We start from the raw sequence: 13,168 nt of genomic DNA on the forward strand, positions 1-13,168 counted from the left end.
CCAGCAGCCCCGGCTCTCTGTAATGGTGTCCACATCTACTTATCCGTTCCTCGGAATATCACTTATTATTCAAAATATACCCATCCCGGCGGCCTGTGTCAAGTCGTATGCAGCGGCTTGTCCCCGGATGGCTGCTCTTTGCGCGGCGGCACCGGGTCAAGGCCTCCCGGATGGAAGGGATGACAGCGGGCGATCCGCCTGGCAGCGAGCCATGAGCCCTTAAGCGGCCCGTGGACCTCAATCGCTTCCAGCGCGTAAGCCGAACAGGTCGGGTAGAACCGGCAGGTAGCGGGCTTGAGCGGTGAAATGAACTTGCGGTAGACCCGGATAGGAGCCTGTACCGTTCTTCGTATGCTAGCCATACTCAGCGTCCCTCTTTGCTGCGGACGGCCCCGGCCGGCTCTTCTTCTCTTCCCTGCTCACAATCCTTGCAGTAGCCGAAGACCTCGAATTTATGCTTGACCACCCGGAACTGATCCGGCGGGTCGGTTAGATTCATCGGGCAGAATTGAATGGGGTACGTCTTCATACACTGCAGACAAATCATATGGTGATGATGGTGATCCTGACTGCAGCTTGCCTTGAATTTGACGCCTTCTTCAAATACAATCTGCTCCAGTACCCCCAGCTCCTCCATAACGCGCAGGTTACGGTAGACGGTATCGAAGCTCAGCCCGCTATACTTGCGGCCCATATGCTCATATACATCCTTCGCAGACAAATATCCCGTATTCTCGCCGAATAATTTGGCAAGCGTCTTGCGCTGATCGGTGATTCGCAGCCCCTGCCCCGACATGGCTTCCAGGATTTGATCTGTCGACAGCATTCGCTCATCTCCCATAACATTAGATCGTTTGTGTTGCACTCTCTTTATAATGCCCCAAAAGCATTGCCCCGTCAATAAAAGCGCCTGTTGCCTGCCCACATCCATGAACTTCCGGCAGATTACAAAACGGCAGCCGCCCCATCAGGAGCGCTGCCGTTTTGTATTGTAGAAGAAATTATTTTTTCGCCGGAAGCGGCGTGAAGACAAAGTTCACAGGCAGGTTACTGCCGGAGGCGACGGAGAACACAATCTCCACACGCCCTTCATATTCTCCGGTGCGGTAGATGACAGCATTCGTGTCTGAGGATAAGCCTAATACGCCCTTATTGGGCAGGTTCACCATTGTACCGTTTACGATCAACGGCCCCAGATAAGGACCCCCGCGCGGATTGAAGGTGATCAGCGTGTTTGCTGCAACACGATCCAGTACGATTTTGTACAGTACCCCGAAGTTACCGGCGTTAGAAACATATGTTCCATTCATTGGATCAAGGCCGTCCAGGTTTTTGTCCATTTTATTGTCGCCCAGAAGCAGCTTGCTTTGCGTGGTACCCACCAGCTCGGTCACGTTCATGACGCGGGTAGAATCGGGGAAGGTTCCCCGGGTATGCACGCCGTCAATGTCAAGAATCGGCAGATAAGGCAGCTCGGCGACAGGATCTTTGCTCTGCTCCACCATAACTACATTATACTGAATCGGCAGATCACTGAACAGGTCTGCGCTCAGCGACATTACGTCTTTGGGCTTCATGGCGATTTTGTTCAGGTCTGTCATAATCGGAAGACTTTGCCCAGGCTGCAGGGTAATTTGCGATTGGGCCAAGCCGGTAACCATGGAATTGAAGTATTTCTCCATCGATACTTTTCCAGTATATTCCGGTGAGGTCACCGGTCCGGCAATTCCTAGATATTGGATGTTAATAGTTGTCGGATACAGGTTGTTATTCGTTGCAATCACATAGAGCTTCTGTCTGGTAGCCATATTGTTCATATGATGCACCAGGAAGCGCGTATTGCCCACTGAACTCTCCCGGTACAGTACACCTTCCGTCTGAACGGTCTCCGGGCTGTTACTGCGGATCAGGGTGTAGCTTTCGGACGACAACGTATACGGCAGGTTAGGGAGCGCCGGAATCATCCCGCCGTCCATACTGATGATATCCCCCGGAATGGTGAACAGCTTCGTTACTTCATCCTGTGTATACAGTTGTTCATTGGTGATTGTAATCATCTTCTCAAAAGTACTGCTAAGACCGTGCTTGTCCGTAACCGTCAGCTGAATGGACAGCGGTCCCGGGGTGAAGTACGCCAGGGAACGATTGTTCCAGGTTGCGGTCAGCTCTTCATTCTCAGGATCATAGCTGGTATCGGTAAGGACTACCGGCTCACCCATTTTGTATTCTTCTTTATCTGTTGTGAATTGGGCTACTGGCGGCTGATTAGGCTGCAGTACCTGAATGGTTACCGGATAAGGGTCACTCCACATGTTGTTGGCATCCCGTACCGAATACATAACCGTATAGAAGCCCGGCTGATCATAGATATCCTGCTTGTTGTCGCTCCAACGCTCTTCAACAATCGGCGTACCGTTCGGGGAAGAGCTGTAGGTAACATAATTCACAGTAGTCTCGCCGGCATAGATTTCTTTGGGCTGAACTGTGAAGGAGGCAGTCGGCTTCGTATTCAGCGTAAGAATAACCCGCTTCTGCACATTGTCCACGGTATAAGGAATATTAAGTGCATAGGTAATGGACGTTAACGGAATCATGAAGGTGCCTTTGAACTGGTAAGCCGGTCCCTTCATAGTGAACTTGGTACCATTGACGGTATAGATTTTGCTGTCGGTCTTGAACCGCATAATGCTGGTACCCTTGGTCACAATGACCTCTTTGGTTTTGGCGTCATAGGTAAAGGCAACGCCGACCATTTCCACCATTGCGCGGATCGATACGTAGGAGACGCCGTTCTTGACTGCCATCGGCTGATTGGCGGTGTAAGGCGTTCCGTTTCTGAACATCTTGTTGCTGTTCATCATCAGAATAAGCTGGCCTGCCCCTGCAGTAGAGGTAGTAGTCATGCTAGGGGTTACAGGCGTATCCGTTAACGGAGTAGCCGTAGGCACAACGGCATCCGTCGGCACAGTACCGTCCACAGGAGCAGCTGTTGCGCCTGGAACCTCAGTAGCAGCCGGAGCTGGAGTCTCTGTTATTGCTGGAATGCCTTGAACCGGTGATGCTGTAGGAACAGGTGTTGGTGTGGGTACCACTGTACCTGCAGGCGGTTCAGTCATTAACGGAGGCAACGGGTCTGTTGACTCAGGCTGAAGCTGTGTTTCAGAAGTATCCACCGCTGCGGCAACATGGCCTGTTACGGTTTGTGTGCTGACTGGAGCTGCAAAAGCCGGAACGGCTGCTGCTAATTGTGATACAGCTAATACTGTTACCAAGAACATTTTCCTAAAATTCATTGTACGACTCCTTCTGCTCCCATTGTAGTGTATAAGGCAGTATATTTAATGCTTTCTGTCCACCTTATAATCCCCGCAAAAACGCAACCGCCCTCTTCAGGACGTCAGCATATTTTGCCACGTTCATTTTACAAAACATAGTATTAGACGCAAGCAACGGAGAAAAGTTTCATTCTGTGTAAAGAAAGATCAATATAAATCCAATTAGCTCCATTATTAATGGGGTGCCCCCACCTGTCACCAGGAGAGTATAATAGTAGCAGACTTCATGTGAAAGGAGTATTTAAGCTGAAATGAATCCATCTGAAGGGTTATACAAACTTATCGACGCCCGCTGTGTTAATCCGGCTGGATCTGAATCTGAAATACATAAGTCAGACAGGCATACCCTCCTCATAGGAATTAAAGGCAGCTGCGAAGTTGAAGCTAAAGGCTTTTGCTCTGAATTTGGTTCTTGCGATGTACTGCTGCTGCTCCCTGATACACCGTGGCGCTTGTTAGTGAAGGAGAAGCACTCTCTGGAATACTGCTGTTTTACCTTTGATGTGTATACTATGGACGGACAGCATACGCTTCAGCGCGGAGAGCTGGAGGCCGATATTTTCCCGCCTGCCCATTGGTCTGAAGCGTTAGCTAAGACTGACCTGATCTGCTCTTGCTGGCAGGGCAGCAGCTGGGAAAGAATGGAGTCATCTATCCGTTTCCAGGAATTGCTGCTTCAGTTATGGAGACCAGACAGTTCGGAGACTAAGCATCGCACTCCCTCAACTGCAATAATTGACCAGTCCAAAGCCTATATAGACAGTCATTTCGGGCAGCCCATGACCAGAGAACAGCTTGCCGAAATGACAGGAATGAGCGTCGCCCATTATTCCCGGCTGTTCAAAAAACAGGTGGGCCGGAGCCCGATGGAATATCTGAATTCTGTCCGCATTCGTCATGCGGGTGATTTGTTGCTCCGCTCTGAAATGACGCTCCGTGACACAGCGCACCGTGTAGGCTATCAGGATGAGTTCTATTTCAGCCGTAAATTCAAATCAGCCATTGGCATTTCACCATCTGTATATGTTAAAAAACACCGTATGTCCACTCGTATTGCCTCCATGGCCCATCCCTACACCTCTCATTTGCTGGCATTAGGTTTAACGCCTTATGCGGCATTGATTAATAATTCATGCGGATCTGCCTATAGCTTGAATAACGTTATCAGCTTGGGGCATGATCAGCCCGACCTCGGCAGACTGGCAAATGCCCGGCCGGAGCTGATTATCAGCTTCGAACATTCAGATTATGCGGAACAGGACAAAGCAGGCTTGTTCCCCCATATTGCCCCAACGTGTACCGTGCCATTTGAAGGGGATTGGCGTGAGCATCTCCGGATAATTGCGAGAGCGGTGAACCGTCTGGAGATCGCCCGGCAGTGGCTTGAGGCATACGAAGAGCTGGCTGAGAGTCTTCGGCTCAGTGTCAGAGAAAAGCTGAAGGACGAAAAAGTTGCTGTGGCGCAATATGAGAACGGGTGCTTCCGCCTGTTCGGCAACCGTAACTTGGGTACCGTGCTGTATAAAGATTTGCAGCTTGAGAGACCCCGGCAATTACTGAATGTAGAGCATTCCATTCTTCTTACTCCAGATCAGCTTTCGGAATGCAGTATTGACCATCTGATTCTATTTACATCGGGTAACTCCGCACAGCGTGATTTGATCCATCGTTCGCTAGCTTCACAAGAAGCATGGAGGGAGTTAAATGCCGTACGAAAAGGAAACGTCTACGAGGCCGCTGATTCAAGTCTCTATTCCTGTTACACCTCGCTGGCCCACGATTTATTTCTGCGCCGTTCAAGCGAATTGCTCCTGAGCCATATGTCCAGGCGATGAGCATTTTTGTCCATGGCACCCACCTATGCCACTCCTTATAATTAAGTCGTGATAATGATTATCAAAATCAATTACGAAAGGTGTGTGGCTTGTGTTTCCTTATACTCGAAAGTTCAAAGACAAATTTAGCCGTGGAGTCATCGGCCTGCTTGGAGTAATAATGCTGGGGCTTGTCGTTGGATGCAGCAACAGCGTGAATAATGGAGGTTCGGCGGTTGCCGGTTCCACCTCTCCAGTACCTGCCAAGACGGCTGAAAATACGGATACCCGTATCATCTCAACCATTAAGGGAGATATAGAAATTCCGGCACATCCGAAAAAGGTTGCGGGCATGCTTTATGTTTTTGCTGACCATCTGCTGGCACTTGGAATTGAACCTCATGCAATGGTTACATACAACGATCTGGGATTCCCCCAATACCTGTCAGACCAAATGAAGGATACTATCGTTATTGGCTCAGGAGAAGCACCTAACTTGGAAGCACTGCTCGAAGCGGAGCCGGATCTCATTCTTGCTTCTAAGACACTGAACGAAGCGAACTATGAGCAGCTATCAAGGATTGCGCCAACGATACTTTTCGACAATGAAAATGAAGATGATTGGACCCGATTCCGGCAAACGGCAGAAATCTTCGGAAAAGAAACTGTGGCTGATCAGGTCCACGCCGATTATGAATCAAAGATAGCTGCGGTAAGGAACGAATTGGCTGCCACTGCTGCCACTGAGACTGTCGCCTATATGCGAATACAGGACAAGCAATTGCAGCTGATTCAACCGGGAGATAATTTTACGCTCTTCGGCCCTCTGGGACTAACCCCCGCTTCCACAGAAGGTATAGATTTCAAGGACTCATGGAATGTAGCCATCTCCGAAGAAGTACTTCCCGAACTGAATCCTGACCGTATGTTCATCATTCTTCGTCCAGGTGACAGTAATCAGACGGCTCTGGATAATATTATGAGCACTTCAATCTGGGCCAACCTTACAGCTGTCAAGAACAAACATGTGTATATCGGTGATGCAAATCTGTGGTTTGCCGGCTATGGCCCAATCGGACTAAGCAAGGTTATCGATGAAATCTCGAATGCCTACCTGCCGGAATCGTGAGGGACGAGCCATGACTCCCACTCCTGACAGCCTGCTCATACGAACGATACGCGACAGAAGAACCATACAGGAATTTAATGGAATGCCCATTGCCCGGAGCACACTGCTCAACTTGCTGGACAATGCGGTATGGGCACCTTTTCATTCCAAAAAAGAGCCTTGGCGATTCATCCTGTTCACAGGGGAGGGCCGGACAATATTTGCCGACGCTATTCTGAAGACACGCCCGGAAGCATTCGTTCAACAATTCGGTGCACAGATACATGATACGTATTGCAGGCGGATTCCGGTCCACCTCATCGTGATCATGCATAGCGCCCTTCCTCCAAAAGCCTGGGAGGAGGCCCTGGCAGCAACTGCCGCTTTGATTCAGAACATTCAGCTGCTGGCCTGGGAACAAGGAATCGGCGTGGTATGGAAGACCACTGCTTTTAATGAAGATTCCTCATTTCGGTCAGCAGCAGGTGTAACTCCTAACGAGAAAATCGTTGGCACCTTGCATATGGGATATTTCGATCCCGAAGACAAGCCTGCTCCAAAACCGCGTACTGCTGCTGTAGACTTGCTGACAGTTATAGAAGGCAATCATTCGGATAAGTGTTGACAAGAGATCGTGGTCGGTTCCTGCTTTAAAAAAACAGAGGGCTGTCCCGCAAGGCCATTTCACGGCTTTCTGGGACAGCCCTAATTACTGGAAAAGCAGACTTACTGTGCTTCAGCCGTCCCGAACCTGCTGCGGTATTCCTTGGGTGTCATTCCCGTCTGCTTCTGGAACACCTTGGTGAAATAACGGCGTTCCTGATAGCCGACGCCCAAGCTGATGGCCGTGATGCTCTTATCGCTGCTGGCGAGCATGAATTTGGCAGCATCAATCCGCTGCTGCGTGACATATTCCACGAAGGTTACCCCGAAGCGGTTCTTGAACAGCAGGCAGAAATAACTGCTGCTGATGCCAATCGTATTCGCCACCTCATCAATGCCGAGATCCGCATGGAGCCGCTCTGTAATGAACTGTGCGGCTTGATTCATCAGCTGCTCCGGTGTTTTTTTGGCTGGCTCATCAGCCGCAGGCACTTCCTGAAACAACGGGATGCTGTTGTACAGCTTATCCTTATACTGCCTGCTGCGAATCCGGGAGCCGATCTCACGCACCTTGTCGCCAAGCTCCCCGTAATGAATCGGCTTGCAGATATACTCCTTCACCCCCAGCCGGATCGCTTCACGCGCATAATCGAATTCCTGGTAGCCGCTGAGCAGCAGCACTTCGCTCTCCAGCCCCATCTCGCGCAGCTTGCCGATGAACGTCAGTCCGTCCATTACCGGCATACGGATGTCACATAGCACCAGATCCGGCGGCTGCTCCTCAGCAAGGCGCAATGCCTCCATCCCGCTGCGGGCCATCCCCGCAACCTCCATCCCCATGTCCTGCCAGGGCAGCACAGTATTGAGATTGCTCAGAATAGGCGCTTCATCGTCAACCAATAATACTTTTAGCATAATGGCCTTCCCCCTGCCCGTATTTCGGAATGACGCACTGGATGATCGTTCCTTCCCCAGGACTTGCACATATGAAAATCCCATATCTGTTACCGTATTCGATCCGTATCCGGTCTGCGACACTGCGCACACCCAGCCCCCGCCGCTCCAGATGAATGCCCTGCCCGGGCTTGCCTGCCGGCTGCTGCTCTGCCGGATCATTCACCATATATTGAAACATCGATAGCTGGGACGGGGTCATCCCGATTCCGTTATCCTGTATCCGCAGCACCAGATTGCCTTGGGTCTCCCACACCTTGACACTCACCAGACCCTTATACCCGATCCCCTCAAAACCATGCTGAATGCTGTTCTCCACCAGCGGCTGGAGCGTAAGCTTCAGAATTCCGCAGCCCAGCAGCTCTGGCGGAATTTCAAGCTCATAATCGAACAGGTCCTCGAACCGGAACTTCTGGATATCCAGATAATTGCGCAGATGCTTAACCTCTTCCTCCAGCGTAATCTCATCCCTGTCCTGAATGCTGATCCGCAGAATACTCGCCAGCCGGTAGACCATCTCACTGACCTTGCGGCCTTCATTCTGCACCGCCAGCACATTGATCGATTCCAGCGTATTGAACAGAAAATGCGGCTTGATCTGCGCCTGCAGCACACGCATTTCCGCCTGATTCTTGCGCTGCTGCTCCACATGAACCCGATTGAACAGCATGTTGATTTTGTCCATAAGATCATTGAAGCCTCTGGCCAGCAGCGTCATCTCATCATTACCCTTCTCCTCGACACGGGTAGTAAGGTCTCCGTCCTCCACCCGGCGCATGAAGCGCACGATCACAGCAATCCCGCCTGTAATCCGGTTCATGAAGAACAGATTGAAGATGACAGCGCCCAGAAGGCACAGGAACATCACTACGACGAACCAGCGGGCGAACACCGTCACCTCATGAGACAAAGTATCCCAAGAAGTGATGGAGACCAGACTCCAGGGATACTCCTTGAGATGGTAGACCGACAGAATGCTTTTCTCGCCGCCGAACTGTGTCTTGAAGCTCTGAAAGCCGGGCTTAAACGTAATCTCCTTCGTGGTGAAGCCGCGGAAATCCTGCCCGTCCAGCTGCCTGTCCGGGTCCAGCAGAATCATCCCGTCATCGTTAACCAGCATGAAAGACACCTTCTGGTCGGTGCCGCCAATCTTAAGATTGCGAAAAATCGACTCGAACTCCCAGTTCTTGATCTGCACCACCAGAATGCCGATATTCTGAAAGAAGCTAAGCTCCTTAATCAGCCGGATTTGCGTAAATACAGCCTCCGTCCCGGTCAGCTCAGGGTACTCATGCGGGGCCAGCCATTTCGGAACCCCGTTCAGCTTCATGACCTCCTGGTACAGCTCGCTGCCTTTGAACTTATCATAGGGCAGGGTGCGGAAGTTCTCCTTGTTGAAGACCGACACGATCTCCGAGCTCCCTTTTCCGTTGAAATTATACAGGAAAGCATAGCTGATTGACGGATGATTATAGAGCAGACTGCGGAAATTGCGCTGGCTGGCATTCAGGCTGAGCTGCTCGGCATCGGTTAAATCCTGCTTGGAGGGATCATCCGCACTGAGTGCCATATGAAAGACCGAGGTGGCAATTCCGTTGTCAGTCACATTGTCCATATCCTTGAACACATTAGAAATGCTGTAACTGATCGCTTTGAGCGAATATTCGGACTGCTGGCTGTATTTCTTCTCAATGGAATTATAAGTCACGAAGAACATAATCATGCCAAGAATGAACAGCGGAATGATAATCAGGCCTAAGAATGCCGTAAACAATTTGTAGCGCAGATTCATCGGCTGTTGCTCCTGACATGATTGATATTATCCTTTTACACTGCCTGCGGTGACGCCTTCAATAATCTTCTCTTGCAGAACCGCATAAATCACGATGACCGGAACCACACTGTAGACAATCCCCGCCGACATCTGTGCGTAATTCATCTGATACTGATCGCGGAACTGGACCATCCCCACCGGGAGCGTACGCAGCTCGTCATTGGAGAGAAAATAGTTGGCCAGCAGGAACTCATTCCAATTTCCCAGGAAATTAACAATGAATACCGTAACCATCGCCGGAACTGTCAAAGGTACAATAATTCTAGCAAATATACCCGGGGCCTTCAAGCCATCCATGACCGCCGCTTCTTCAATTTCACTGGGCAGCGAACGCATGAAGGCCGCCAGAATAATGATCGTGAACGGGATCGCATTAGCAATGTAAGGAATAATCAGCGCCCAGTGGGTATTGAGAATATGCAGCTTGCGGACAATCGTGTAGATGGGCAGCATCAGCGCATTATTCGGAATCAGCATCCCGATCAGGACCAGCGAAAAGAGGATGCCGTTCCACTTCCCCTGACGCATCCGCGTGACCGCGAAGGCAAACATAGACGCCAGCAGAATAGACACTACAGAGGCCAGAACCGAAATATATAAGCTGTTGAAAAAATAAGTACTGATCTTGGCATTCACCCAGGCTTCCACGTAGTTTGACCATTCGAAGCTCTTCGGAATGCCGAAGGGGTTGAGGGCAATCGCATTATTATCCTTCTTCACCGAAGAGAAAAGGACGAAGAGGAACGGAAACAGCACAATCACCAGATACCCCAGCAGGGCGATGTGCGGCAGACTTTTTTTCAGCGGGCGCGACATCAGTATTCAATCCTTTCCGTACGGCGGGCAAACACCAGCTGGTAGAGGGCGGTTACCACGAGTGTGAACAAGAAGATCAGAACAGCGATCGTATTGCCGTACCCGTATTTGAAATTGGTAATCGCATACTTAATCATATAGGTGGCCATCACCTCGGTTGAGCCCGCCGGACCTCCTTTGGTCATAACAATGACGATATCTGCAGCCTTCATCGCTCCGGCAATCGAGAGCATAATCACCACCGAGATGATCGGTACGATCAGCGGCAGAGTGATGCGTGTAGCCCGCTGGAACCCTGTAGCGCCATCGATGGCCGCTGCTTCATCCAGCTCACCGGGAATGGAGAGAATCGCCGCTAGCACCATCACAATGTAGAATCCGGTCCACTGCCAGGCATTTGTAATCAGAATCGACAGCATGGCGAACCGTTCGTCCGACAGCCAGTAGACCGGCTCAATGCCGACCAGACCCAGTACTTTATTGAACAATCCAATGTTCGGCTCGTAGATGAAGCCCCAGAGAATGCCGATAACCGCTGTAGACATAATGGATGGCATGAATACCGCCGTCTTGTACAGTCCCTTTAGCTTCTTCACATTCGCAATCAGTAAGGAGAAGAACACAATCAGCGGCACCTGTATGCCTACGGAGAAGAGAATGAACCACCCGTTATTTTTCACAGAAATCCAGAAGCGTTCATCTCCCAGCGCTTTCTTGAAGTTATCCACTCCGGCGTATTTGACCGTCTCGGATACACCGTTCCAGCTGGTGAAGCTATAGTAGATCGAACTAAAGATCGGATAGATGAAGAACATAATGAACAGCACCAGTGCCGGAATAACGAACAGAATGAACACCAGAGGATTTCTCAGTGCCTTATTCATAGCTACCTCCATATTGCTTTTCTTTTGAAAAATGCACCCTGGAGCAAGCACCAGGGCACATGAATATACGACACACTTAAGATTTGAACTCGAAGCATGGTCGTCACTGCGGTGAACATTTGGACTTCCGGCCGCTGTTGTCCCCAGATTTCTTTATTTTTACCGCTGTTCGCGGTAGAAATCCGGTGACAAAGGCGGACGCTACCGCTCCTCCAGCTCCAAATTTCCCCTCCGTTTCTTTTTGCCTTTTGTTAATTTCTTTAGTGCCTTTTTATACAGTTTACCGCTTCTTCTTATTCCACTGCCGCGTTGGCCTCTTCCTGAATCTTCTGGAGTGCTTCGCCCATCTTCTCAGGAGTCGTCTGCCCGCCGATCAGGCTCTGAATCTGGATATTACTGATTTCAGTGGTGACATCCGCCTGAACCAACGAGTCAAAGGCCGGGAAGGAGGACTGGGAGCTGTTCAATACCGCGACAATCTCACTCATCAGATCATCCGTAATGTTCTTGTTCAGCACAGCCTGATCGATCTTCATGGCAGGCAGGACTCCGTCCTCTACCAGACCGCGCAGCTGCATCTCTTCATTAAACATATTCTTAATGAAGGATTTCACTGCTGCAAGCTGCCGCTCATCTTCACCCGCCGAAGCCGAGAAGCCATAACCATTGTTCACATCGCGCATCAGCGCCGTCTGATCCCCCACTCCGCCTTCAACCGCCGGAATATTGAAGAAGCCGACCTTGCCGATTAGACCTTCGCCGGATTGGCCGGCTTTGAACACGGAAGACTTCCAGGTCCCGTCATACATCAGGATGGCTTCACCGCTGGTGAACTGGGTCGTATATTCAGCATATTCGAAGCCCAGCTCTCCCTTCTTGAAGTAGCCTTTATCCACCCATTCCTTATATTTCGCCAAGCCTTTGATAACATTCGGATCATTCCACTTCGCTTCACCGGTAGCGAACTTCGCGGTCACATCCGGTCCGGCATAGCGCGACCAGAGATGGTTGGCCAGCATCAGCGGTACCCAGCCTGCTTTGGAGGCACCGGCCATCGGCACTTTACCATCCGCTTTAATATCGGCCAGCTGCTTCTCCAGTTCGGCGAAGGTCGTTGGAGCCTTCCAGCCCTTACCGGTATAGTATTCTTTATTATAGAAGAAGCCTTCTCCAGAGCCGCCGATCGGCAGGCCGTAGATTTTGCCTTCATAGGTGAACGGGTCCAGATTGGAGAACTTGTCTTTGATGCCTAATTCATCAAGGATCGGGGTCAGGTCCAGCAGCTTGCCTTCTTTGGCATAGATCTTGGAGTCCGGGCTGCCGAACAGGTCGAAGATCTCCGGAGGGTTACCAGCCGCCATTTCACCGCGCAGCTTTTCCTTACGGTTCACATCCGAATCTACGCCATCAAGCTTGAAGGTCAGTCCAGGCACATCCGCCTGCACCTTGCCCACCACATCCTCCAGAATAGCCAGTCGTTTCTGTTTGTCCGCTCCAACCTGGGTATGACGGATCGTCATTTCAAAAGGCTCAGCATTAGCCGGTTCTTCCGTTGCGGGAGCATTGGTAGCAGCAGCCTCTTCCGTCGCAGCAGGCTCTGTCGTCGGAGACGCATTATTCTTGTTGCCTCCACAGCCAGCCAGCAGCGCCGAGCTAACGAACATCAGGGACAACAGCAGTGTTAGACTTTTTCTCATTACGGGTGACCCTCCCTATTTAATGGTTTCCCTTACAACTCTTATTATAGAAAACCAGATTTGTTACCGTAAGGTTAAGATTCATCTTCAATAGGGATAAAATCCTCTAATGGAAGCGGATTC

At 50.6% G+C, this 13,168-nt stretch carries 11 protein-coding genes; 3 read left to right on the forward strand and 8 right to left on the reverse strand.

Annotation, left to right across the window (positions count from 1 at the left end; genetic code table 11):
- Positions 1 to 98 precede the first annotated feature (98 nt).
- From yidD to MKY86_RS20260, 3 genes are all read right to left on the reverse strand, one after another.
- Positions 99 to 362 carry a membrane protein insertion efficiency factor YidD gene (gene yidD / locus MKY86_RS20250; protein ID WP_076079913.1) on the reverse strand — a complete coding sequence of 88 codons (264 nt, stop codon included), beginning with the start codon at positions 360 to 362 and terminating at the stop codon, positions 99 to 101.
- 2 nt (positions 363 to 364) lie between these two features.
- Positions 365 to 826 carry a Fur family transcriptional regulator gene (locus MKY86_RS20255; protein ID WP_076079914.1) on the reverse strand — a complete coding sequence of 154 codons (462 nt, stop codon included), beginning with the start codon at positions 824 to 826 and terminating at the stop codon, positions 365 to 367.
- Between the two features lie 175 nt (positions 827 to 1,001).
- Positions 1,002 to 3,293 (reverse strand): stalk domain-containing protein, encoded by a 2,292-nt coding sequence (locus MKY86_RS20260; protein WP_076079915.1) that lies wholly within the window; start codon positions 3,291 to 3,293, stop codon positions 1,002 to 1,004.
- 293 nt (positions 3,294 to 3,586) lie between these two features.
- Between MKY86_RS20260 and MKY86_RS20265 the strand changes: the two genes are divergently transcribed.
- The 3 genes from MKY86_RS20265 (at position 3,587) to MKY86_RS20275 (ending at position 6,882) form a co-directional block, all read left to right on the forward strand.
- The gene (locus MKY86_RS20265) at positions 3,587 to 5,170 is read left to right on the forward strand and encodes a helix-turn-helix domain-containing protein (protein ID WP_076079916.1); all 1,584 of its coding nucleotides are present in this window, start codon (positions 3,587 to 3,589) and stop codon (positions 5,168 to 5,170) included.
- 91 nt (positions 5,171 to 5,261) lie between these two features.
- Positions 5,262 to 6,278 (forward strand): ABC transporter substrate-binding protein, encoded by a 1,017-nt coding sequence (locus MKY86_RS20270; protein ID WP_143803752.1) that lies wholly within the window; start codon positions 5,262 to 5,264, stop codon positions 6,276 to 6,278.
- A 10-nt stretch (positions 6,279 to 6,288) separates the two neighbouring features.
- Positions 6,289 to 6,882: a nitroreductase family protein gene (locus MKY86_RS20275; RefSeq protein ID WP_076079917.1), complete on the forward strand. Its 594-nt coding sequence runs from the start codon at positions 6,289 to 6,291 to the stop codon at positions 6,880 to 6,882.
- 101 nt (positions 6,883 to 6,983) lie between these two features.
- Here MKY86_RS20275 and MKY86_RS20280 read toward each other — a convergent pair whose 3' ends face one another.
- The 5 genes from MKY86_RS20280 to MKY86_RS20300 form a co-directional block, all read right to left on the reverse strand.
- A complete protein-coding gene (locus MKY86_RS20280) occupies positions 6,984 to 7,775 on the reverse strand; it encodes a response regulator transcription factor (protein WP_076079918.1) in 792 nt (263 codons plus the stop codon).
- Complete coding sequence (locus MKY86_RS20285) at positions 7,753 to 9,606, reverse strand: cache domain-containing sensor histidine kinase (RefSeq protein WP_076079919.1); 1,854 nt, start codon at positions 9,604 to 9,606, stop codon at positions 7,753 to 7,755. Before MKY86_RS20285 ends, MKY86_RS20280 begins: the two co-directional genes overlap by 23 nt.
- 27 nt (positions 9,607 to 9,633) lie before the next feature.
- Positions 9,634 to 10,464, reverse strand: coding sequence for a carbohydrate ABC transporter permease (locus MKY86_RS20290; RefSeq protein WP_076079920.1), 831 nt, complete (start codon positions 10,462 to 10,464; stop codon positions 9,634 to 9,636).
- Positions 10,464 to 11,348, reverse strand: coding sequence for a carbohydrate ABC transporter permease (locus MKY86_RS20295; protein WP_076079921.1), 885 nt, complete (start codon positions 11,346 to 11,348; stop codon positions 10,464 to 10,466). Before MKY86_RS20295 ends, MKY86_RS20290 begins: the two co-directional genes overlap by 1 nt.
- A gap of 293 nt (positions 11,349 to 11,641) precedes the next feature.
- The gene (locus MKY86_RS20300; RefSeq protein WP_076079922.1) at positions 11,642 to 13,045 is read right to left on the reverse strand and encodes an ABC transporter substrate-binding protein; all 1,404 of its coding nucleotides are present in this window, start codon (positions 13,043 to 13,045) and stop codon (positions 11,642 to 11,644) included.
- Positions 13,046 to 13,168 lie beyond the last annotated feature (123 nt).

This window comes from Paenibacillus sp. FSL R7-0333 (genome assembly GCF_038000365.1).
Classification (GTDB): domain Bacteria; phylum Bacillota; class Bacilli; order Paenibacillales; family Paenibacillaceae; genus Paenibacillus_AQ; species Paenibacillus_AQ silagei.